This window comes from Acinetobacter baumannii, from assembly GCF_009759685.1.
Classification (GTDB): domain Bacteria; phylum Pseudomonadota; class Gammaproteobacteria; order Pseudomonadales; family Moraxellaceae; genus Acinetobacter; species Acinetobacter baumannii.
The window spans coordinates 3,882,673-3,906,207 of record NZ_CP046654.1 but is presented as its reverse complement, the minus strand read 5'-3'; the positions used below and the strand labels follow the sequence as shown (position 1 = coordinate 3,906,207).

The window sequence follows — 23,535 nt, the reverse complement described above, 5'->3', positions numbered from 1 at the left end:
ATAACAAATTAGATTTGCTTGATTTTTTCTTCAGCAAGGAAGAACCATGTATCTAAAACCGAGTCAGGGTTAAGAGATACTGATTCAATGCCTTGCTCCATTAACCATTTTGCAAGGTCAGGGTGGTCTGATGGTCCTTGACCACAGATACCGACATATTTACCAGCTTTACGACAAGCATGAATTGCCATTGAAAGGAGAGCTTTTACAGCAGCATCACGTTCATCGAACAAGTGAGAAACAATACCAGAGTCACGGTCAAGACCAAGTGTTAACTGAGTTAAGTCGTTAGAACCGATAGAGAAGCCATCGAAGTGTTCAAGGAATTGTTCAGCTAACAATGCATTAGTTGGTAATTCACACATCATGATGACTTTTAAGCCATTCTCACCACGCTTCAAGCCATTTTGAGCTAATAACTCAATAACGCGTTTCGCTTCAGACACTGTACGTACGAATGGGATCATGATTTGGATGTTAGTTAAACCCATTTCATCACGAACTTTTTTAAGTGCGCGGCATTCAAGTTCGAAACAGTCACGGAAATTGTCCGAAACATAACGGCTTGCGCCACGGAAGCCAAGCATTGGGTTTTCTTCTTCTGGCTCGTATAACTTACCGCCAATAAGATTCGCATATTCATTTGACTTAAAGTCAGACATACGAACAATAACTGGTTTATCAGCAAATGCTGCTGCAAGTGTAGCAATACCTTCAACTAGTTTTTCAACATAGAATTCTACAGGTGATGCATAACCAGCTGTACGGGTCATTACCGCAGCACGAGTTTCGCGAGGCAAGCTTTCAATGTTCAGAAGAGCTTTAGGGTGAACACCGATCATACGGTTAATAATGAACTCTAGACGAGCAAGTCCAATACCTTCGTTTGGAATTTGAGCAAAGTCAAAGGCACGGTCAGGGTTACCTACGTTCATCATGATTTTGAATGAAAGTTTAGGCATAGATTCGATAGAGTTACGTTGAACTTCAAAATCTAACGCGCCTTCGTAGATGAAACCAGTGTCGCCTTCAGCACAAGAAACAGTAACTTCTTGACCATCAGTCAATACTTCAGTTGCGTTACCACAACCTACGATTGCTGGTACGCCAAGTTCACGGGCAATAATTGCAGCGTGACAAGTACGGCCACCACGGTTAGTAATGATGGCAGCAGCACGTTTCATTACTGGTTCCCAATCTGGGTCAGTCATGTCTGATACAAGTACGTCACCGTCTTGTACTTTGTCCATTTCTTTAATTGAGTTAACAATACGGACTTTACCAGAACCAATACGTTGGCCGATTGAACGGCCTTCACAAAGTACAGTACCTTTTTGCTTGAGTAGGTAGCGTTCCATTGTGCCGACATTTTGACGGCTTTTTACAGTTTCAGGACGAGCTTGAACAATATAGATTTGACCATCGTCACCATCTTTTGCCCACTCGATATCCATTGGAGCGCCATAGTGCTTTTCGATAATAAGCGCTTGTTTCGCTAACTCTTGTAACTCGTGATCATTTAACGCGAATTGTTGACGTTCTTGTTTTTCAACGTCTACAACTACAACAGATTTACCCGCTGAACCTTCTTCACCATAAATCATTTTCTGGTGCTTAGAACCAAGGTTACGGCGTAATACCGCGTGTTTACCTGCATTTAATAATGGTTTAGAAAGATAGAATTCATCCGGGTTAACGGCACCTTGTACAACCATTTCACCTAAACCGTAAGATGCAGTAATAAATACAACATCACGGAAGCCAGACTCAGTATCAAGGGTAAACATTACGCCTGCAGCGCCAGTTTCAGAGCGAACCATACGTTGAACACCAGCAGAAAGCGCAACTAGACTGTGTTCAAAACCTTGGTGAACGCGATATGCAATAGCACGGTCATTAAATAATGATGCAAATACTTCTTTTACAGCAATTAATACGTTATCAATACCGCGAATATTCAAGAAAGTTTCTTGCTGACCGGCGAAAGATGCATCCGGTAAGTCTTCTGCAGTAGCAGACGAACGAACAGCAACAGCAATATCTGGGTTACCATTTGAAAGTGCAGCAAATGCTTCACGAATTTCTTGTTCTAAGCCAGGTGTAAGTGGAGTCTCTACAATCCATTGACGAATTTTAGCACCAGTTTCTGCTAAGGCATTTACATCGTCAACGTTAAGCTCTGCAAGTTCTGCTTGAATTCGAGCGTTAAGACCGCTTTGGTCTAAGAACTCACGATAGGCATCAGCAGTTGTTGCAAAACCACCAGGTACCGATACACCAGCATTTGATAAATGGCTGATCATTTCACCCAAAGATGAGTTTTTCCCACCTACGAGTTCGACATCGTGTTTCCCTAATTTTTCTAGACCGATTACGCGCGCTTCCAAAGTTTTCACTCCACTTTTGCAGTATTAATGTCTATCTTGGCATGAAATTAAAAAATAAAGTGCTTAGTTGAGAATTTTACTAAGCGACAGTCATGTAAGATCAGTTTACTATAAAGATTATATAGCACTAAGACAAATGTTTAAGGAGAATTTTAATGTCAGAAAGTAAACAATTTAAGCGGAGTGTTTTTTTTATTTCTGATGGAACTGCGATTACTGCCGAGACCCTTGGACATTCGTTATTAGCTCAATTTCCTAACGTAGATTTTGATATTCACATCATGCCTTATATCACCACTGAAGAGGCCGCAATGGCAGTGGTGGTCGAGATTAACAAGTGTCAGACCAGAGATGGTTGCCTGCCATTAGTATTTGATACTTTGGTCGATCCGCATGTGCGAGAAATTATTAATACGGCTAAAGCGGTTAATCTGGATGTGTTTGAAGGGTTAATTAGTAAGCTGGAACAGGAGCTTGGAACCCCGCCTACAACTTTAGTCGGACAGACTCATGCTGTGACCGATTCGGAGTATTACAAGGCCCGGATTGATGCTGTTCATTTTGCGCTTGATAATGATGATGGAGCACGTACCCGCCATTATGACAAAGCCGATTTAATTTTAATTGGGGTGTCTCGTTCCGGTAAAACACCGACTTCTATTTATCTATCTTTGCAATTTGGTATCCGTGTTGCTAACTATCCTTTAACCGAAGAAGATTTAGACGATAATCGTTTACCGGCAGTTTTAAGAGAGCACCGCAGTAAATTATTTGGTTTGATGATTGATGCCGAGCGCTTGGTTGCCATTCGAAGTGAACGTAAAGCGAATAGCCGATATGCAAGTTTTAGCCAGTGTCAGATGGAGTTGCGGGCTATTGAAGGTATTTATATTTCTGAGGGAATTAAATACTTAAATGTTACCGAAATGTCGATTGAAGAAATTTCTACTCGTATTTTACAAATGACAGGTTTAAAACGTCGTATTGGTTAATTAAGTCAATTATTTATTTTAACCATTCAATTTAAACTTTATTAATATGATTAAATTGAATGGTTTTAAATATAAAACAAATTAAAAATAAAAGTTTTAAATATAAAACCATTTATATAAAAATGTTTTTGATTGGTTAATGTTAAGTGTGTTTTGTGCAAATTAAATATATTCAAAAAGAATAATTTTGAAAAGAAATGTATATAAAAGAATAATCTATATTTTTATAAATGTTTGTTTTTAGGTGGCTTTTAAAAAAACAAATACTTTTTTTCTCCATATTTATCATTTGTGATTAAAGTTGCTAGTTATTTGATTATTGTGATGTATGTCACATTTTTAACTATACTTTCCCATCTCGATATGGGACTATTCGATTCTCAAAATGCTAAAGAAATGTGTTTTTTCATTGGTCTATCTCTTGCCAATTCATTTATACGCTGCTCAGGTTGATGTATTGCGTGAGCAAGCTATTCAAAATTATAGAGCAGGACAAACTCAACAAGCTGTATCTCAACTAGATCAATTGCTAAATAAATACCCGCATGATCAAAAGCTGCTTGCTGATTATCTGTTTATTATGTCAAGTGAAAAAAGGGATCTTACGAATTTTTCACGGTTTTTGGTAAATATTAATTATGTAGACTTTCCAGAATATGCAAAGTTACCTTTAATTCAAAATTTCCGTGATTTTAAGCATTTTAAAACTGCAATTGACTGGTCAAATAAGTTCAATATTCAAAAGTCAGTTGATGGGCGTATTTTATTATCGGTTTTGTATGCTGAAGCTCAAGATGTAGCGAATGCTAAAGATCAGTTGTCGAAGATCGATATTAAAGGTTTAACTGCTGATCAGTTGGTACGGGTTGCATATGCTTATCGTTTAATAAATTTACCCGTAGATGCTTTAGCTACAGTTGAGCATGCTTATCAACAACAACCAAAATCTTCATCCGTTTTACAAGAATATGTTTACGATCTAATTGCTATTGGCTCATATAAAAAGGCGCAGCAATTGCTGCAAGCGAGCGAAAAAACTGAACAAACAGCGCAAATGTTGCAGACTTTACAAGTTAGTGAGTTTTCTCAACATATCAACAATGCAATTGCTCGATATAAATATTTAAATCGTGAAGGACTAGCCGATGCCGAAAGCTTTGCTGAATTAGATAAAGTGCTGGAGCAAGGACAAAAAATGCATCAGCAAATGAATCCTTCCGATCCTAATTACTTACGGTTTTATTACGATTATTTATATGGATTAGATTTTAGAGGGCGTTCAAAAGCGGTTATAGAGAATTTTACCCAGTTGAATATTCCACTCGAAAAATTACCGGCATATGTACGTCATGCAATTGCGGATAGTTATTTGGCGGAGCAAAAACCGAAAAAGGCCGAGTTTGCTTATAAAACGCTTTTAAGTGAAAAGAATTATCCGGATATGACCGTTTATACGGGACTGTATTATTCTTATATTGAACAAGAAAAATATAAGGAAGCTGAACAACTTCTCGCTGAAGTTGATCGGCTTATTCCGACTTATAAATATAGTCAGGCTAAGGGTGTAGATAAAACCAGCCATCCTGATCGTGATGATTATATTGCTTTACAAGGAATGCATTTAGCCTACGCTAATCATCTGGATCAAGCTGAAAAGCATTTTCAAAAAAAAGTAGAGCAGACGCCTGCGAATGAGAGCCTGATTAATAATCTTGCGCGTGTAGAACGTTGGAGAGAAAAACCGCTAGAGGCAAAAAAAACAATTTCCCGGTTAAATGGTATAGATCCGATTGCTAAAGACACCCGCATTAATGAAATGCAAAATGCTCAAGCTTTAGGTGATATTCCGACATGGCGAAAAACGACTCAAAACTTAGTGCAATATTACCCTGATGATAGTGGGGTTATTAAAAGTCGAAAAGAATTAGAAGATCGTAATAGAGCCACAATTTCACACTCAACCACTTGGGGCCAAAGTAAGGCTGACGGTCGCGATACTGTAAGTGGGCAGAATGGTTTAAAAGACCGTGAAATGGAAACGCGTCTTAATAGCCCTTGGATTAAGAATAATTATCGTTTATTCGCTTGGCATCAAGATCGTTATGGGGAGTACCGTTTTGGCGATGTGCATGACCAGCGTTATGGGATCGGAGCAGAATGGCAGGCGAACCGTAAGGCGTTGGCGGCAATTGTGTCGCAAAGTACGGATGGTGGGCAAGCAGGAGTCCGTCTTGATTGGTCCCAATGGCTAAATGACCATTGGCAGTATCAATTGCAATATAACAGTCAGGCTGACATTCCTTTACAAGCCCTTGATGCAGGGGAAGATGGTCAATCTTACCGAGCTGCTGTTACATGGCAAAAAGATGAATCTCGCCAGATTGGCGCGAGTTACGGTTTAACTGATATTAGTGATGGTAACAAACAACAAGAATTTTCAACATTTTGGCGTGAAAGGCTATTCGACGCACCTCATCATATTACGTATGGCACTGTTCGAGGTTTCTACGGTACTAACAGCCAAGATCAAACAGCTTATTTTAGTCCAAGTTCACATTACAGCGCTGAGTTGAACTTAAGTCATGACTGGGTGACTTGGCGTGAATATGAGCGTTCATTTAAGCAGCATTTTGAAGCGGGTGTAGGCCTTTATAAACAGGCCGATTACTCTGCTAAACCTACTTACTCTTTGCAATATCAACATCAATGGCAGCTATCACGGACATGGCAGCTCAATTATGGAATTGGTTGGCAATACCATCCTTACGATGGACATGATGAACAACATACCTACGGTATTTTTGGATTTGAAGGGCGTTTTTAATGAATAATTTATTGTCGAAAATGTTGGGCTGTACCTTGGTCTCAACATTGTTGCCTCTGCAATTTGCATATGCCCAGATAGAAAAAGATTTACCAAAAAATCATACGGTTTCTTTAACTTTTCATGATGTCAGGGATGATGTCTTAAAAGAAGGGGATCGGGATATTTATGCAATCCAAACGAAAAATTTAGCACAGTTCTTTGACTGGTTAAGTCAATCTGACTGGAAGCCCATTCGCTTAAAAGATATTGAAGAGGCGCGTAAACAAGGTAAGGAATTACCTCATAATTCTATTTTGTTAACTTTCGATGATGGCGCTTTAAGTAGTTATAGCCGTGTATTTCCATTACTTAAGCAATATCAGATTCCGGCAGTATTTGCACTTCCGACCAGTTGGCTAAATGGGAATACACAAGCTGGTTATGAAGCTTATGGGCAAGGAAATCTAGTCAAGTGGAAGCAAGTGCGAGAAATGCAAGCTTCGGGCTTAGCCGAGTTTGCAAGTCATAGTGATGATTTGCATCATGGAGTATTGGCTAATCCTCAAGGGAATGAACAGCCTGCTGCGACTTCTTACACGTATTTAAAATCCCAAAAGCGTTATGAAACGGATGTGGAATATCAACAACGTATTTTGCAGGACTTAAAAAAATCATACGCCGTTTTAAAGAAAGAAGTGGGTGTTGAACCTAAAGCAATTATTTGGCCTTATGGTGCTGTGAATGAGCAATTAGAAAAATTGTCTCAAGAAGCCGGCTTTATTTTTTCTTTCAGTTTAGGACGTGATGGAATGAATAGGGTGAGTGACTCGACTTTTAAACGTAGTTTAGTCACTAATAATCCTACAGCTGAGCAGTTAACAGAGGGTATGATCAATATTCTCAACTTTGAAGAATTAGATTTATTTAAGCAACCTCGCCACTTTGTGAGTATGGACTTAAAACAATTAACTGCTTCAACTAATACTCAGTCAGATGAGAAACTAGGATTATTGTTATCCAAGCTTTATAGCTTAAAAAATAACACATTGATATTGAAACCTTTAGATGATCAAGATGGCGATGGGCAGTATGACATTGCTTATTTCCCAACAACTCAACTAAGCGTCCAGCAAGATATTTTGAACCGAACTTTATGGCAGGCACAGACTCGTGCCGGACAGTCGGTTATTTTAGAGTTGCCTGTATATCCTCAAAAAAATGAACCGTTTTTGGTGGCAGACTTAGCGAAGGATATCGCACGTTTCAATAGTAATTTAAGTGGTATTCAACTTAATGCTGGAACCACTTTAAATTGTGCTATGAAAAGCACAACAATAAAAGAAAATGCCTGTGCTGACCAATTAAAACAGCTTACATATGTGAGCCAGCTTACTCAAAAGGCTGTGAAGCCTTATTTAAACATGAGTAATCAGGCTCAGTTTAGTTTATTGCTTACACCTGATTTTGAGCATATCGAAAATTTACCAACACTTTTAAAAACGCTGTTATCCCAACATGATTTAGTAAATCTTAATTTCAATATAGTGGGTAAGCAAAAACAGTTTAATCACGTATTAGCACTTTTAAATACGCTTGATGCGAAATATAAACAGCGCATTATGCTGACTTTATCATTACCCGAAAATAATCAGCAAAATGCCTGGCAAGAAGTAAAACAAGGTCTTTTCAATATTCAGCGTATAGGTATTCAGAAATTTGGTGTTGATGGCTATACCAATGAAAACTCAAAAAATGTTCATGAATATTTATATAACCCGATTAGTTTAAATTCGAGTTCGGTCATGTATCAGCCCTTTGCAGGTCTCGCGACTGAGGGGAAAAAGTAATGAAAGTATTACTCGATATTTTATTTGCTTTTGCCTTTTTATATCCGTTGTTGATGGCTTGGACATGGATGGTAGGAGGTCTCTGGTTTTTCTTTAAAAGGGAATATCATGAGCAGCAACTGCCTGAGCCATCAAGTGAAGGGTGCAGTATTATTATTCCTTGCTTTAATGAAGAAGCTCAGGTCCGACAAACGATTCGTTATGCATTACAAACAAAATATCCGAATTTTGAAGTCATTGCCGTAAATGACGGAAGTAGTGACAGCACTGCCGAAATTCTTGATGAACTGGCAGCTCAAGATGCCCGATTAAGAGTTGTGCACCTGGCAGAAAACCAAGGTAAGGCAGTGGCTTTAAGATCGGGAGTGTTAGTAAGTAAATACGAATATCTAGTTTGTATTGACGGAGATGCTTTATTACATCCTCATGCAGTACTTTGGCTTATGCAGCCTTTTTTAAATTTTCCAAGAATTGGTGCTGTAACTGGGAATCCTAGAATTTTAAATCGCTCAAGTATTCTAGGTAAATTACAAGTTGGCGAGTTCTCTTCAATTATTGGCTTGATTAAGCGCGCACAAAGAACATATGGCCGTATTTTTACAGTATCAGGCGTAATTGCAGCATTTAGAAAGACCGCTTTGGTTCGCGTGGGCTTTTGGTCTGATGACAAAATTACGGAAGATATTGATATCTCTTGGAAGCTCCAAATGGACCATTGGGATATTCAATATATTCCTCAAGCCCTTTGTTATATCTATATGCCAGAAACCTTTAAAGGCCTTTGGAAACAGCGTTTACGCTGGGCACAAGGTGGGGTAGAGGTATTATTAGAATATATTCCGAAAATGTTCAAACTGCGCTTGCGCCGTATGTGGCCGGTAATGCTCGAAGCTTTAGTTAGCATTATTTGGTCATATGTGATGATTATGATTTTTATTCTATTTTTTGTGGGATTGTTTGTGGATTTACCGCAACAATTTCAAATTAATTCACTCATGCCGCAGTGGTATGGCGTGATATTAGGTGGAACATGTCTTGTCCAATTTCTAGTAAGTTTATGGATAGACCATCGTTATGATCGTGGTCGGCTTTTTAGAAATTATTTTTGGGTAATTTGGTATCCATTATTTTTCTGGTTACTGACGTTATTTACCAGTGTTGTTGCAGTACCTAAGACTATTTTTAACACCAAAAAACGTGCTCGTTGGGTAAGCCCTGACCGAGGCTTCCGTGGAGATCATTCATGAAAAATGATGCAAATATCGACGTAGAAGTTTTAGATATACCTGAATATATTGATCAGCCTGAATATGTGAAAAATAAAACTGCAAACTATACGTTACAAACAATAGGTTGGTTTTGTTTAATGTGGCTGCTTTTTCCACTCATTTCATTATTTTTATGGATTTTTGAAGGCCACCTCATTTATGACTATGTGTGGGTAGATCATGTTTCAGAAGTGAAAACTTTATTGCATTTACTTCTGTTAATAGGTCTGAGCGCGCTCATTTTAATTTTATGGGCAAGTTATAACTGGCTTAGATTTCATGGAGATGATCGCCGCAGCAAAGCTCCGAATAGCTCTGTTGAGTTGCTGGCCTCACAATTTATGGTCAGTACCGAATCATTATCAGAATTACAAAAGTCTCAGCGCATCATCTTACATTATGATGAGCAGGGGTATTTAACTCGATATGATTTGAAATGAGTGAAAAAAAGCATGGTCTATCAACCATGCTTTTTTATTTTTAAGGTGTAGTTCTGATAATGATATCAACGGGTCGTTGAGTGCCATCCATACTATAAATGGCTGTATCGGTAACTTTTACAATCGGCCAAGTTTGTAGTTTGCAATTTGGTCTTTGCAGTGCCGTATAGTAGCTATCCGATTTAAAAAATGTTTTATTTGCCCGTGCGGTATTGGGCGTCAAAAGTCGTTTAAGCCATGTTTCATTTACTTGGGTTTCAAGAAAACGTAAAGCTAAGATGCTTTTAACACGATTGTTAAATAACCTCCGGTTCTTGGCAATAAGTGGATGGGTAATTAATCGATGTATACCAATTTGACTGTGAGGTAAAATAAAGTGAGGCGTAATTTGAAATACCGTTACAAATTTTGCCTGTTGGCAGATTTTTTCTAATTGCGTTACGGTCTCCTGATCCGTTCCAATAATGGCTACATTTAAATGAGAAAAATCAAATTCTTTAAGTTTATTTGATGGCAGAATTTGACCAGTGAAGGCTTCAAAATCCTCAACTGTATTTTGAAAAATAGCTGATTTAGCGACATTATTTTTAAGGTCAATACTCATTTTCCAAAAGTCCTTTTGGTTTTCATTTATGATGATTTTTATCGTTTTAATATAAATAACCAAGCAAGGAGTCTGGGTAAAGTATTTTCAGATAGGTGGTTATCTCATGCTTGATATAGATTCAAACATGAGATGTCGCGGATATGTTAATTGCCTGATTTTACTTGCATTAATTGAGTAAAACTATCTAAGCGTTTAGCTGTGTCGTATACATCACAAGTAAAAATAAACTCATCGACTTCATAAGTGTCCAGAAGTTTTTGCAGACCCGAACGTACTGTTTCAACTGAACCGATTTGTGCCATCGTATAGAAGTTTTCAACAGAAAGTTGTTCTGCCGTGTTCCATAATCCCTGCATAGATGTAACTGGTGGCTTAAGTTTGAGGCTTTCCCCACGAATTAATCCTAATACACGTTGATAAGCACTTGTTGCCAAGAACTGTGCTTCTTCATCTGTATTAGCAACGACAACTGGAACACCCATTGAAACGTAAGGTTTATCTAGATATTCAGAAGGCTCGAAATTCTCACGATAAAGTTCAATGGCTTGACCAAGCATACGTGGTGCAAAATGTGATGCAAATGAGTAGGGTAAACCAAGTTTTGCAGCCAACTGGGCACTAAATAAGCTTGAACCTAACAACCAGACAGGTACATGAGTATTTTGTCCAGGTGTCGCAATAATCTTTTGGCCCACTTGAGGTGTTTTGAAATATTGCAAGATTTCTACAACATCTCTCGGGAACTGATCTTCTGTTTCCTGATGTCCGCGGCGTAGGGCACGCATGGTGACCTGATCTGTACCTGGAGCGCGACCTAAACCTAACTCAATACGGTCTGGATATAAAGTAGCTAATGTACCGAATTGTTCTGCAACCACTAAGGGAGCATGGTTTGGCAGCATGATCCCGCCTGAACCTAAGCGAATGCGCTGGGTATGAGCCGCGATAAAACCAAGTAAAACAGCTGTTGCCGAACTCGCAATTCCATCCATATTATGATGTTCTGCAAGCCAAAAACGGTCATAACCTAACTTTTCTGCATGTTGGGCAAGCTCTAATGCATGACGTAATGAAAACTCAATAGTTTTATCATCACGTATAGGGGCAAGCTCCAAAATTGAAAATTTAGTATCTTGAAGTGATCGCATGCGATATTCTCGGAAAACGTTATATCGAAATAATACGATATAAAGAAGCCAATGTATATCGTTTTTTTTCGATATGGATTTCTTCCTAAAATAAAAAAGCACCACTCAGGTGCTTTTTTAGATTGATATATAAATTAACGATGTTTGTACCAACCACGGTGTAAACCGTTGTCATGACGGTAGTTACCACCTCTGTAATAGCGGCGATCACCATCATAATATCTACGGTCATCACGATCATAACGACGGTCATAACGGTCATCATAGTTACGATCTTGGGCAACTTTACGACCTAGAGCAGAACCACCAGCGGCACCAACTGCTGCACCGATATATCCGCCATTTGTACCGCCCATGTTTTTACCAACGGTGTAACCTGCGCCACCGCCTAAAGCACCACCAATAGCCGCTTCTGTACGGTTACGACGGTCACTTGCTGCTGCTGCACCACCAGCACCACCTAAAGCTGCACCAATTGTTGCGCCTGATGTACCACCGATACTTTTACCGATTGCTGTTCCTACTACACTACCTAGAGCAGAAGTTGCCGCTACACGGGTACCATTATCTGCATGAGCAACTGTAACCATAGATGTTGTTGCGATTAATGCACTTGCTAACCAAACATTCATTTTCATTGTGGAACTCCATGCTCTTTTCAATAACGAGCAATCTTTATGTCTTGAGCTAAATGTAATTAAAAATTTCGAGAAAATTATGAAGAAGGCACATGCTGATACGATAGTTTTGTGTCTGCTTTGTATTGTTTCTATTAATATGTGGATAAACTATGAGCAACTATCTTGGAAACCAAAATTTTTGGTTATAAAAAAACACCCGAAGGTGTTTTTAAGCCGATTTCATCACGGTAATTAGTGACGATGATGACGGTGTTTTTTCTTCCAATACTTAGAAGAATGGTCTGCATCACGGTCTTTAGAAATTTTATTACCTAAAGCAGAACCACCTGCTGCACCTAAAGCAGCACCGATGTAACCACCGTTCGTACCACCCATGCTTTTACCAACAGTATAACCTGCACCGCCACCTAAACCACCGCCAATTGCAGATTCTGTACGGTGACGACGGTCACTTGCAACTGCTGCACCACCAGCACCACCTAAAGCAGCACCAATTGTTGCGCCAGATGTACCACCCATGCTTTTACCAATTGCAGTACCAGCGATACTACCTAAAGCAGAAGCTGCTGCTACATGAGTTGTGTTGTCAGCATGTGCTACAGTTACCATAGAAGTAGCTAAAACAGCACTACATAATAAAGCATTTAATTTCATCATTTACTCCGTGTCCCAAGTTACAGGACCTTAATATCTTTCGTTACGGCAAATGTAACAAAACACTTCTCTTTAAATGTGGAGAACCTTCATTCGATTATTGGAGTTTAGTGTCTTCTTTGTATGCTTTCTATTAAAATAGAATATTTACTATTCACCTAGAAAAATTAAATACCATTTATATATATTCAGTTTAGCTAGTCATCATTTGAACATAAGAAATCAATTAAAGCTCGGGTAGCAGAGGACATGTGTTTATGCTGCGCATATAACAAAGAAAAAGGACGTGTATGGCCTGCATATGTATTAAGTATAGGTTGTAGTTTTCCTTGTTGAATTTTTTCATTAACAATAAAGTCATAACTTTGACATATACCTAGCCCGCTTTCAGCAAGAGTTACCACACCCACAATATCCTCTTTTACTAAAATTCGATTTGTTGGTATCCATTGAATTTCCTCATTATCATTTTTTAAAAACCATGGGGTTATTTTGCCGCTACTGGGCAATTCAAAGGCAATACATTGATGATGTTTTAATTCTTCCAAATTTTTTGGAATACCCATGCGTTTCAAATAAGCAGGTGAGGCAACAAGTTTTAAAGGTGCTTGCTCTAAAGGCCTAGCAATAAGGGTGCTGTTAGGAAGTTGTCCTTGACGGATGGCTAAATCAAAACCCTCAGCAATTAAGTCAACGTTTCGATTAGAAATACTAATTTCAATTTGAATGTCCGGATATTTCAAAAGAAATTTTTCTAATAAGGGGGGGAGACGATAGTGCCCATAAGACGTAGGTACACTTAATTTAATTTTTCCAGAAATTTGTAGTTGTTCACCTTGAACCACGCGTTCAGCATGGTCAATTAATTGAAAAGCATGTTGCATTTTTTCATAGTAAAGCTGGCCTGCTTCGGTCAGACTTAAATGGCGAGTAGTTCTTCTAAAAAACTGTATACCTAATTTTTTCTCGAGTCTTGTAATTGTTCTACTAATGACTGAAGGCGTTGTAGATAAATCAATTGCAGCTGCACTAATAGAAAGCTTTTTAGCCACAATTAAAAAGACTTCAACATCGGCAAGATGGTCAAATTGGCGAGACATTTTGTCCTCAAACGCAAAAAAGATTTGTGAAATGAGTTGTTTTTCTACCTCTGGGGTAAAAATAGAATATATCCATCCCAGTTATAAATCCAGCAAATGCTTGGAATGAAGGTCGAATAATGAAGAAGTTAAATCAAATAATGTTTGCAATGATTGCAGCTTCGGCAGCATTAAGTGCAAATGCCGCTCATGTATTGGTTGTATTGTCTGATGAAGGACAGTTACAGCTAAAGAATAAGCAGGTTTTTAAAACGGGCTTTTATCTTAATGAGTTGATGCAGCCTACAAAAATGCTTTTAGATGCAGGGCATACCGTAACGTTTGCCACTCCAAAGGGGAAAGCTCCAACGTTAGATGAGTCATCAAATAATGCAATGTATTTTAATCAAGATGAAAAAGCATTAAAGCAGTATGCTGGTTTATTACATGATCTAAAGTTAACTTCTGCTCAAGATTCTCCTGTTGTAAGTCTGGCGCGTATTGAGCAAATTGGTATAGATCAATTTGATGCTATTTATATTCCGGGTGGACATGCGCCTATGCAAGACCTATTAAAAGATAAACAACTTGGAAAAGTACTTACAGCTTTCCATAAAGCTGGAAAACCTACAGCTTTGGTTTGTCATGGGCCTATAGCTTTGATGTCAGCTTTACCTAATGCCTCGGAAGTAGTTGGACAACTAGAACAAGGTAAAACAGTCAAAACTGGCGAATGGATTTATAAAAATTATCGGATGACAGTAATTAGCAATCAAGAAGAAGAGCAAGCGAAGGGCTTATTAAAAGGCGGTGAGATGAAGTTCTATCCACAAACTGCATTAGAGTCACTTGGAGCAAAATATCAAAGCAATACGAAAGCTTGGTCGCCAAATGTAGTGCTGGATCGTGAACTTATTACTGGACAAAATCCAGCTTCGGCTGTTCTTGTCGGTAAATCTTTATTAGAAAAATTAAAATAACTATAGCGGTTAAAGAGGCTTTATAAATAAAGTCTCTTTTATTATATGGATTTGGAAAGTTAATGTTTTGAAGGATTACATATGTCATTTAATCGGCATAAACTGTAAACTATGCGCTATTTTTATGATTTGGCTTATCTTCTTATATTTATCTAGATAAGTTTTTTGGACTTTTGAGATATTTCCTCTTATGAAAGCGTCACTCCGTTTACGTCTTGATCAACTCTGTGATCGTCATGAAGAACTTACTGCATTGCTTGCAGATGCAGAAGTGATTTCCGATAACAAACGTTTCCGTAAACTGTCTCGTGAACATAGTGATTTAACTGAAATTACCGAAGTTTGGGGCAAATACCGTCAAGCAGAAGAAGATATTGAAACTGCTGAAATGATGAAGTCGGACCCTGACTTTAAAGATATGGCAGAAGAAGAAATTCAAGCAAATAAAGCATTGCTTGAAGAATTAGAAAGCCAGCTTAATATTTTGATGATTCCAAAAGATCCAAATGACTCTAATGCTGCATATTTAGAAATTCGTGCCGGGACGGGCGGTGATGAAGCTGCAATTTTCTCAGGCGATTTATTCCGTATGTATAGCAAATATGCCGAATCGCAAGGTTGGCGTATTGAAGTCCTTTCTGAAAATGAAGGCGAGCATGGTGGTTTTAAAGAAGTCATTTGCCGTGTAGATGGTGATGGTGTGTATGGCCGCTTAAAGTTTGAAAGTGGCGCGCATCGTGTACAACGTGTACCAGCAACTGAATCACAAGGTCGTGTGCATACGTCAGCTTGTACAGTAGCAATCTTGCCTGAAATTGACGTTGATACTAACGTTGAAATTAACCCGGCAGATTTGCGTATTGATACTTACCGTGCGTCAGGTGCGGGTGGTCAGCACATTAACAAAACCGATTCGGCAGTACGTATTACTCACATTCCAACGGGTACAGTGGTTGAGTGCCAAGAAGAACGTTCACAGCATAAAAACAAAGCTAAGGCGATGGCATTGTTAGTATCACGTCTAGAAAATGCTAAACGTGCAGCAGCCGATGCAGCAACTTCTGAAATGCGCCGTGATTTGGTCGGTTCTGGTGACCGTTCTGAACGTATCCGTACTTATAACTACCCGCAAGGACGTATGACGGATCACCGTATTAACCTAACTTTATATAAGTTAGATGCCATTATGGAAGGTGATCTAACGGAATTGCTCGATAGTTTACATCGTGAATATCAGGCAGATCAGCTTGCGATGCTTGCACAGGAAAATGGCGGCTAATGAATATTGCTCAAGCGCTTGCAATTCGTGGTGAGCCTGACAGTTATGAACGACAGGAAAATGCTTGGTTACTTGAGCATTTTCTAAAAATCAATTCACTCGAATTAAAGTTCAGACTTGAGCAAGAGTTAACAGCCCAACAAGAGCAAGATTACTTGGCTGGTCTTGAACGTATCCAAAATGGTGAACCTTTAGCCTATGTGACAGGTTCGCAGCCATTTTGGACGCTCGATTTAAAAGTAACGTCGGATACTTTAGTGCCACGACCAGATACTGAGGTTTTGGTCGAAACTGTTTTAAATCTAAATTTGCCAAAGAATGCAAATATCGTGGATTTGGGAACGGGAACAGGTGCAATTGCGCTTGCATTGGCAAGTGAACGTCCAGACTGGTTCGTCACAGCAACTGATATTTACGCACCTACTTTAGATGTTGCAAAAGAAAATGCACAAACACACGGCTTGCATCATGTGAAATTTGCTTGTGGCGCTTGGTTTGAAGCACTAGAACCCCAACAATTTGATTTAATTGTTTCTAATCCGCCTTACATTGACCCTGAAGATGAACACATGCAAGCTTTGGCAACAGAGCCGCGCCGTGCATTGGTTGCAGACCATCATGGGTTAGCCGATATTGAAATTATTATTGCTCAAGGCAAAAACTGGTTAAAACCGCAAGGCTGGATTGCACTAGAGCATGGTTACGATCAGGGACAAGCTGTGCGAAATGTATTTGCTGCGCATGGTTTTAGTGAGATAAAAACTATTCAAGACTATGGCCAAAATGATCGAGTCACTTTGGCATCATTATTAATAAAATAAGAAAAACTTAAGCTGTAGAGTTAAGGGTTGCTTCCCGATAAGCGCCGGGGCTAACACCTGTCCATTTTTTAAAAGCACGGTGAAATGCACTCGGGTCATGGAAATTTAAGTCTTCACTAATATCTTGTATTGAATCATTGCTTTTGCTTAAACGTTCAATTGCAATATCACAGCGAATTTCATTTTTAATTTGTTGATAACTCACTCCTTCATGTTTGAGTCGGCGTTGAACGGTAGCTTCTGAAATATTAAGCTGCTGTGCGACATCTTTGAGTTCGGGCCATTGGGCTGGGTGAAGCTTTAATAAATGACGCCGAATAACAACACTCAATGCATTTTCATTTTTAAAGCGAACTAATAGATTTTGTGGAGTTTGTTCTAAAAAATCATAAAGCGCTTTTTTATCTTTTTTAACTTTTATATCTAAATAGTGGGCATCAAATTCAATCTGATTTGTCTCGGCATTAAATTGTATATCTTCACAAAAGCGTACCAAATAATCTTGAATATCGTTCGGTTTTGGACAACGTACCGCAATACTGTTTAAACTAATTCGTTGATCTACTAACCAACACATAAGCCCATGTACCAACATTAAAAAGGTTGCGTAGGTAAACATACGTTTGGGTTGTTCTTGATCATGAATCACCAAATAAGCTTTTTCTTGTTCTCGAATGAGTTCTCCTCGTATATCGTCAAGCACAAAATTAAAAAACTTCAAAATATCGTAGAGCGCTTTTTCTAAAGTTTCAGCCGTACTGACGAGTTTTGTAAGTAATTTATAACTACCACGGCGCATAGGGTGACTATCCATGCCAAAAAACTCGTCATCCATGGCATTGGCAAGTTCTATCCATAATTGTGCATATGTTGCTACCGGAACACGCGCTTTAGGTGTCATAAGTAATTCAGCAGGAATGCCAGCTTTATTCAAAATAATTTGAGTATTTAGACCTTTAGCATAAGCCGCACTTAATGCTTCATGTACCAGTGCAATCGAAATTGTTCCTTTACTTAAAGAAGATTGGACAACCATGACAAAGACTCATTTTTTACGTATTTCAAGTGAAATATTTCATATTCAAAATTTGGATTGATCAAAAGCTGCAAGCATTTTGAGGTTTTTTGAAATTGTATCGGAAAAAAACAACTTTTACTCTCACTACTAAGCTTAAAGAACATTTCTATAGGACATTACATAATGAAAATTCAAGGAAAACATTTCGTGATTACAGGTGGTGGCTCTGGTTTAGGAGCTGCAACGGCTGAATATTTAGTAAAGCAGGGTGCCTCAGTCACATTAGTAGACATGAATATAGAAGCAGGTGAGCAGCAGGCGAAACAGTTAGGACCAAAAGCTGACTTTGTAAAACTTGATGTAACCGATGAAGCAGCTGCTGAGCAGTTCTTTAAAGATGTGTTGGTTAAACATGGTCATTTGCATGGTTTGGTTAATTGTGCCGGTATTGGCCCTTCTGCAAAAGTAGTTGGCCGTGAGGGCGTTCATGACTTGGGGTTATTTGCAAAGACTTTAAATATTAATGTCACAGGTACATTTAACATGTTGCGTTTTGCAGCAGATGCAATGAGCAAAAACACGGTTGAAGAAGGTGAAGAGGACCGTGGCATCATTGTGAACACTGCTTCTGTTGCAGCATTTGACGGTCAAATTGGACAGGCAGCTTATTCTGCATCAAAAGGCGCTATTGTGGCGATGACTTTGCCGATTGCTCGTGAGCTAGCACGACATGCCATTCGTATTATGACCATTGCACCGGGAATTATGGAAACTCCAATGCTTAAGGGTATGCCACAAAATGTACAAGATGCTTTGGGGCAAATGGTGCCGTACCCATCTCGTTTAGGAAAACCAGAAGAGTTTGCTCGTTTGGTTGCCCATATTGCTGAAAACTCTTACTTAAATGGTGAAGTCATCCGTCTAGATGGTGCAATTCGCATGGCAGCAAAATAATAAAATAAGGATGTTGAAATGATTCTAAATGCTGAACAAAGTATGGTTCAGGAGATGATGCGTAACTATGCGCAAAATCAGTTAAAACCAACTGCTGCACATCGCGATAAGACCCATGAATTTCCGGCTCAGGAATTAAAAGACTTAGGCGCCCTAGGCGCTATGGGGATGACTGTGCCCGATGAATGGGGCGGTGCCGGAATGGATTATGTATCTTTGGTACTCGCAATTGAGGAAATTGCCGCAGGCGATGGTGCTATTTCGACAATCGTAAGCGTATAAAACTCTTTGATTTGCGGTATTACACTGGCATACGGTTCAGAGCAGCAAAAACAAGCCTATTTGCCAAAATTTGCTTCTGGTGAATGGCTAGGATGCTTTTGTTTAACTGAGCCACATGTCGGTTCCGATGCGAGCGCGATTTTATGCAAAGCTGAGCGAGATGGCGACCATTGGGTACTCAATGGCGTAAAGCAATTTATTACCAGTGGTAAAAATGCTCAAGTGGCTTTGGTATTTGCGGTTACAGATAAACAGGCTGGCAAAAAAGGCATTTCGTGCTTTCTTGTACCGACCAATACACCAGGTTACTTGGTGACTCGTATTGAAGACAAAATGGGTCAACATGCTTCGGACACCGCAACCATTACGCTTGAAGACTGCCGAATTCCTTTAGAAAATTTGGTGGGACAAGAAGGTGAAGGTTATAAAATTGCGCTATCTAATTTAGCAGCTGGACGTATTGGTATTGCGGCTCAATCTGTCGGTATGGCAAGAGCGGCTTTTGATGCAGCCGTGCAATACGCAAATGAACGTAAGGCCTTTGGTGTAGAGCTGGTTCAGCATCAGGCGGTTGGTTTTCGCTTAGCCGATATGGCAACTCAGATTGAAGCGGCGCATCAGCTAGCATTGCATGCTGCAACTTTAAAAGATGCGGGACTACCTTGTTTAAAAGAGGCCTCAATGGCGAAACTCTTTGCATCAACTATGGCTGAGCGAGTATGTTCGGATGCAATCCAGATTCATGGCGGTTATGGATACGTCAGTGATTTCCCTGTTGAGAGAATTTATCGGGATGTTCGTGTAAGCCAGATTTATGAAGGTGCTTCTGATATTCAGCGCTTGGTGATTGCTCGTGAAGTGGCTCAAGTTTAGATCATAAGGTATTGAGTTTTTAAACTTAAAACTGCAAGAAGCCGCACACTATGTGCGGCTTCTTGCAATTGAAATGATGCATTTTTGCTATTAGTTTTGCTTGAAATAGATGGAAAAGTTGAAGAAATATTCTTCGAGCTTTAGCTAAAACAATAACAGACAGGACAGATTTTGTGGCCTTACACAAAATCAATCATCAAACGGAATGAAGGTAAGCATCATGAAAACTTTGGCAGAAGCTTATCAGCAATTTGATCTTACAAGGCTCATCGAAGAGCAACTTGTTGGGCATCCCCAAGCAATAAATGCTTATGTTGAGTGCTGTGAGCGTTATGTAGGAAAAAATAAGACAGCGCTTATCTGGGAAGGAAAAAACGGGCAGGCAGAGTACTATACGTTCGAACAACTTGCTGAACTTTCTGGAAAACTTGCTAACTTCTTTAAAGCACAAGGAATTCAAGCTGGAGATTGTATTGCAGGACTTCTACCAAGAACGCCTGAGTTATTAATTACAATTTTGGCAGCATGGCGTATAGGTGCTATTTATCAGCCTTTATTTACTGCCTTTGAAGCAAAATCGATTGATCACCGTATTACGACTGCTCAAACTAAATTGATTGTGACCAATGATGAACAGCGTCCTAAACTGAATAGTTTGAATGTTCCGGTTATTGTCACTGTTCATCAAACAGGTCTTTTATCTGAGCATGACTTTGATTTTTGGCAATCTTTACAACGCTATTCTAAGCAATGTGAGCCAGTAAATCGTAGCGTTGATGATGACTTTTTAATGATGTTTACCTCTGGCACAACTGGGCTTGCGAAGTCTGTACCTGTTCCACTAAAAGCAATTTTGGCATTTAAAGGTTATATGACTCATGCTGTCGATTTGCGTGAAGAGGATATGTTCTGGAATCTGGCAGATCCGGGCTGGGCGTATGGATTGTATTATGGCATTACTGGCCCTTTAAGCTTGGGGCATAGCATTATTATGGATGAGCGTTCATTTAATGTAGATCAGGCAATTGAGTTAATTAAAAAATATAAAGTAAGTAATTTAACAGGATCGCCTACAGCATTTCGCATGTTCTTTGGTTTTAAGGAAAAATTTGACCCTTCAATTAAACAACATTTACGCGTAGTGAGCAGTGCAGGTGAGCCATTAACTCCTGAGGTTGTGAACTGGTTTAAGCAGGATTTAGAGGTCAATATTTTTGATCAATATGGCCAAACTGAGCTAGGGATGATGATTGCAAATCATCATGCTCTTGAGCATCCATTAAAAGTAGGTTCAGCTGGTTTTGCAATACCTGGACATCGTTTTGCGGTGTTAGACCAAAATTATCAAGAATTGCCAACTGGTGGTGTTGGTATTTTGGCAATGGACTCGGAGCAATCTCCATTGATGTGGTTTAAAGGTTATGGTGGCAATAATCGCAAAGCCTTTGTTGGCAAATACTATTTAACTGGTGACACGGTCACTTTAAACGAACATGGGGGCATTGATTTTGTGGGTCGTGCTGACGATGTCATTACAACTTCGGGCTATAGAGTTGGACCATTTGATGTTGAAAGTACTTTATTAGAGTGTGAGGCCGTATTAGAGTCAGCAGTAATTGGTAAGCCAGATCCGGAACGAACCGAAATAGTCAAAGCTTTTGTGGTACTTAAGCCTGCTTATCAAGCGTGTGAAACATTAAAAGATAAGTTACAGCAATATGTTCGTAACCGTTTATCTCGTCATGCTTATCCAAAAGAAATTGAGTTTGTGGACAGTCTACCGAAAACCACGAGCGGAAAAATTCAAAGAGGACTGTTGAAGCAGCAAGAAATTGCAAAAATGCAGCAAGCCTACGCAAGCTAATTTGAACAAAGGGAAATATTTAGAATTTCCCTTTATTCTTTATATTAAAGATCGGCTTTCACTTCCTCACCAATTAAATAAAATGTTCCACCAGCAATATAGTGCAGGCTACGAAGTTCTTTTGGTGCATCTTGAAAATGCCAGTGCCCATCTCTAAAAACGCGACTATCTGCCCATGCACCTACAACAGAACCAATAAATAGGTCATGAGCTGACTGATTATGTGGCTCAGGAATAACTTTACATACCAGCCATGCGATACAACCTGATACAAGCGGACTGGTCAGATCTTTTTGGTAAAACAGCTCAACCCCGCAGTGTTCAAGTTTTTGTGGGTCATCTAATTTGCTAATGGTACCAAGTTGCTTGGTCATATTGAGCTGTGCATAGCAAGGAACTTGTAGTGTGAAATAACCACTTTGCTCAACCAGCTGTCGGGTTTTAGTACTTTTATCTAAAACGACGGTCACTTTGGCAGGTTTAAACTCTAAGGCACATGCCCATGCGGCAGCCATCACGTTACGGTCATCACCATGCTGAGCAGAGACTAGTACAGTTGGACCATGATTTAACAAACGATAAGCTTTTTCTAACTCTACTGGTGCAATATATGATTGGGACATATTTAGCCTAAGTAATACAGAAAAGGGATAGCTCTATTGTTGCAGAAAGCATGTGAGAAGTAATGTAATAGGGGATTAACTGAATAAAAAAGTTGTTTCCATTTTATAGCTTTCCTAATGACGAACTTAGTCATAAAATCACTTGGCTTCTAAGTGAAAGGATTAACGTGTGACCGAGCTCCAAGATATCGATTTTGTAGAGTTAAGTGATGAAGAAATGCATCTCTATAGCCGTCAGATTTTACTTGATGGATGGGATATTGAAGCTCAGGAAAAACTCAAACTTGCTAATGTGCTAATTGTCGGTGCTGGCGGAATAGGCTGTAGTAGCGCGGAACTACTTGCACGAGCAGGAGTCGGGAAAATTACCCTCATTGATGCAGATACCATTGAGATAAGTAATTTACAACGACAAATCGCATTTGGTCATGAAGATATTGGACGTTATAAAGCTGAAGTTTTAGCTAAACGGTTACAGAAAATTAACCCTTATATCTGTGTTGAATACTTTAATGAACGTTTAGACGAACATAACATTGATAAACTAGTTGAACATCAAGACGTCGTTTTAGATGGCTGTGATAACTTTACAACGCGTTATTTAGTGAATGCAGCTTGTAAAAAGCATCAAGTCGCATTAATTAGCGCTTCTGCAATTGGTTTTCAGGCGCAAATGTTTATGGTTGAAGGTGATTCAGCTTGTTATGAATGTTTGTTCCCAAAAGAACAACATGCCAATGAAGGGCTGCGATGTGCCGAATCAGGTGTGCTTGCGACCACACCTGTAATGATCGCGTCATTACAAGCACATCACGCTTTATTGTATTTAGGACTAAACAGAACGCCGCTAAAACAAAAACTGTTACTTTGGGATGGGTTAAATATGACGCAACGTATTGTTAGTTTTGATAAAGACATAAATTGTCCACTTTGTCAGGCAAGCTAATCAGCAAATAAACCAAAATTTGCTAC

The 23,535-nt window shown here is 39.2% G+C and carries 19 protein-coding genes and 1 pseudogene; 12 read left to right on the top strand and 8 right to left on the bottom strand.

Annotation, left to right across the window (positions count from 1 at the left end; all coding sequences use genetic code 11):
• Window positions 1–8: 8 nt before the first annotated feature.
• The gene (gene ppsA / locus GO593_RS18580; protein ID WP_000853480.1) at window positions 9–2,396 is read right to left on the bottom strand and encodes a phosphoenolpyruvate synthase; all 2,388 of its coding nucleotides are present in this window, start codon (window positions 2,394–2,396) and stop codon (window positions 9–11) included.
• 146 nt (window positions 2,397–2,542) lie between these two features.
• On the opposite strand from ppsA, the gene ppsR reads away from it, so the two are divergent.
• The 5 genes from ppsR to pgaD all read left to right on the top strand — a co-directional run bounded on the left by ppsR (window position 2,543) and on the right by pgaD (window position 9,740).
• Window positions 2,543–3,379 (top strand): posphoenolpyruvate synthetase regulatory kinase/phosphorylase PpsR, encoded by an 837-nt coding sequence (gene ppsR, locus GO593_RS18575; protein ID WP_000004354.1) that lies wholly within the window; start codon window positions 2,543–2,545, stop codon window positions 3,377–3,379.
• A gap of 385 nt (window positions 3,380–3,764) precedes the next feature.
• Entirely contained in the window at window positions 3,765–6,203 is a 2,439-nt protein-coding gene (gene pgaA / locus GO593_RS18570) for a poly-beta-1,6 N-acetyl-D-glucosamine exporter porin PgaA (protein ID WP_000913296.1), read from the top strand.
• Window positions 6,203–8,032: a poly-beta-1,6-N-acetyl-D-glucosamine N-deacetylase PgaB gene (gene pgaB, locus GO593_RS18565; protein WP_001061328.1), complete on the top strand. Its 1,830-nt coding sequence runs from the start codon at window positions 6,203–6,205 to the stop codon at window positions 8,030–8,032. Before pgaA ends, pgaB begins: the two co-directional genes overlap by 1 nt.
• Window positions 8,032–9,279 (top strand): poly-beta-1,6-N-acetyl-D-glucosamine synthase, encoded by a 1,248-nt coding sequence (gene pgaC / locus GO593_RS18560; protein WP_000866237.1) that lies wholly within the window; start codon window positions 8,032–8,034, stop codon window positions 9,277–9,279. The genes pgaB and pgaC overlap by 1 nt, the downstream gene beginning before the upstream one ends.
• Window positions 9,276–9,740 (top strand): poly-beta-1,6-N-acetyl-D-glucosamine biosynthesis protein PgaD, encoded by a 465-nt coding sequence (gene pgaD, locus GO593_RS18555; protein ID WP_000786636.1) that lies wholly within the window; start codon window positions 9,276–9,278, stop codon window positions 9,738–9,740. Before pgaC ends, pgaD begins: the two co-directional genes overlap by 4 nt.
• A 40-nt stretch (window positions 9,741–9,780) precedes the next feature.
• Here the strand turns inward: pgaD and GO593_RS18550 are convergent, their stop codons facing one another.
• The 5 genes from GO593_RS18550 to GO593_RS18530 form a co-directional block, all read right to left on the bottom strand.
• Window positions 9,781–10,344 (bottom strand): NAD(P)/FAD-dependent oxidoreductase, encoded by a 564-nt coding sequence (locus tag GO593_RS18550; RefSeq protein WP_000020767.1) that lies wholly within the window; start codon window positions 10,342–10,344, stop codon window positions 9,781–9,783.
• 146 nt (window positions 10,345–10,490) lie between these two features.
• Window positions 10,491–11,495: an LLM class flavin-dependent oxidoreductase gene (locus GO593_RS18545; protein WP_001257212.1), complete on the bottom strand. Its 1,005-nt coding sequence runs from the start codon at window positions 11,493–11,495 to the stop codon at window positions 10,491–10,493.
• 134 nt (window positions 11,496–11,629) lie between these two features.
• Window positions 11,630–12,133: a hypothetical protein gene (locus tag GO593_RS18540; RefSeq protein WP_000783724.1), complete on the bottom strand. Its 504-nt coding sequence runs from the start codon at window positions 12,131–12,133 to the stop codon at window positions 11,630–11,632.
• Window positions 12,134–12,367: 234 nt separating this feature from the next.
• Window positions 12,368–12,790, bottom strand: a complete 423-nt coding sequence (locus GO593_RS18535) for a glycine zipper domain-containing protein (protein ID WP_000772604.1) — start codon at window positions 12,788–12,790, stop codon at window positions 12,368–12,370.
• Between the two features lie 197 nt (window positions 12,791–12,987).
• Complete coding sequence (locus GO593_RS18530) at window positions 12,988–13,890, bottom strand: LysR family transcriptional regulator (protein WP_000089881.1); 903 nt, start codon at window positions 13,888–13,890, stop codon at window positions 12,988–12,990.
• 119 nt (window positions 13,891–14,009) lie between these two features.
• On the opposite strand from GO593_RS18530, the gene GO593_RS18525 reads away from it, so the two are divergent.
• From GO593_RS18525 to prmC, 3 genes are all read left to right on the top strand, one after another.
• Window positions 14,010–14,849 carry a type 1 glutamine amidotransferase domain-containing protein gene (locus GO593_RS18525; protein ID WP_001983648.1) on the top strand — a complete coding sequence of 280 codons (840 nt, stop codon included), beginning with the start codon at window positions 14,010–14,012 and terminating at the stop codon, window positions 14,847–14,849.
• A gap of 190 nt (window positions 14,850–15,039) precedes the next feature.
• A complete protein-coding gene (prfA, locus tag GO593_RS18520; RefSeq protein ID WP_000648005.1) occupies window positions 15,040–16,128 on the top strand; it encodes a peptide chain release factor 1 in 1,089 nt (362 codons plus the stop codon).
• Window positions 16,128–16,949, top strand: a complete 822-nt coding sequence (gene prmC, locus GO593_RS18515; protein ID WP_001017490.1) for a peptide chain release factor N(5)-glutamine methyltransferase — start codon at window positions 16,128–16,130, stop codon at window positions 16,947–16,949. Before prfA ends, prmC begins: the two co-directional genes overlap by 1 nt.
• Window positions 16,950–16,956: 7 nt before the next feature.
• Here prmC and GO593_RS18510 read toward each other — a convergent pair whose 3' ends face one another.
• Window positions 16,957–17,985: an AraC family transcriptional regulator gene (locus tag GO593_RS18510; protein ID WP_000261464.1), complete on the bottom strand. Its 1,029-nt coding sequence runs from the start codon at window positions 17,983–17,985 to the stop codon at window positions 16,957–16,959.
• A 165-nt stretch (window positions 17,986–18,150) separates the two neighbouring features.
• Here GO593_RS18510 and GO593_RS18505 point away from each other — a divergent pair, with 165 nt between their 5' ends.
• The 3 genes and pseudogenes from GO593_RS18505 (at window position 18,151) to GO593_RS18495 (ending at window position 21,940) form a co-directional block, all read left to right on the top strand.
• On the top strand, window positions 18,151–18,921 hold the full coding sequence (locus GO593_RS18505; protein WP_000701528.1) for a 3-hydroxyacyl-CoA dehydrogenase: 771 nt from the start codon (window positions 18,151–18,153) through the stop codon (window positions 18,919–18,921).
• Between the two features lie 18 nt (window positions 18,922–18,939).
• Window positions 18,940–20,076 (top strand): annotated as a pseudogene (locus GO593_RS18500) (acyl-CoA dehydrogenase family protein).
• 220 nt (window positions 20,077–20,296) lie between these two features.
• Window positions 20,297–21,940: an AMP-binding protein gene (locus tag GO593_RS18495; protein ID WP_000853311.1), complete on the top strand. Its 1,644-nt coding sequence runs from the start codon at window positions 20,297–20,299 to the stop codon at window positions 21,938–21,940.
• Between the two features lie 44 nt (window positions 21,941–21,984).
• On the opposite strand, the gene GO593_RS18490 is transcribed toward GO593_RS18495, so the two are convergent.
• Window positions 21,985–22,563 (bottom strand): flavin reductase family protein, encoded by a 579-nt coding sequence (locus GO593_RS18490; protein WP_000083687.1) that lies wholly within the window; start codon window positions 22,561–22,563, stop codon window positions 21,985–21,987.
• Window positions 22,564–22,732: 169 nt separating this feature from the next.
• Here GO593_RS18490 and GO593_RS18485 point away from each other — a divergent pair, with 169 nt between their 5' ends.
• A complete protein-coding gene (locus tag GO593_RS18485) occupies window positions 22,733–23,509 on the top strand; it encodes a HesA/MoeB/ThiF family protein (protein WP_000137896.1) in 777 nt (258 codons plus the stop codon).
• The last annotated feature ends 26 nt before the right edge of the window (window positions 23,510–23,535 follow it).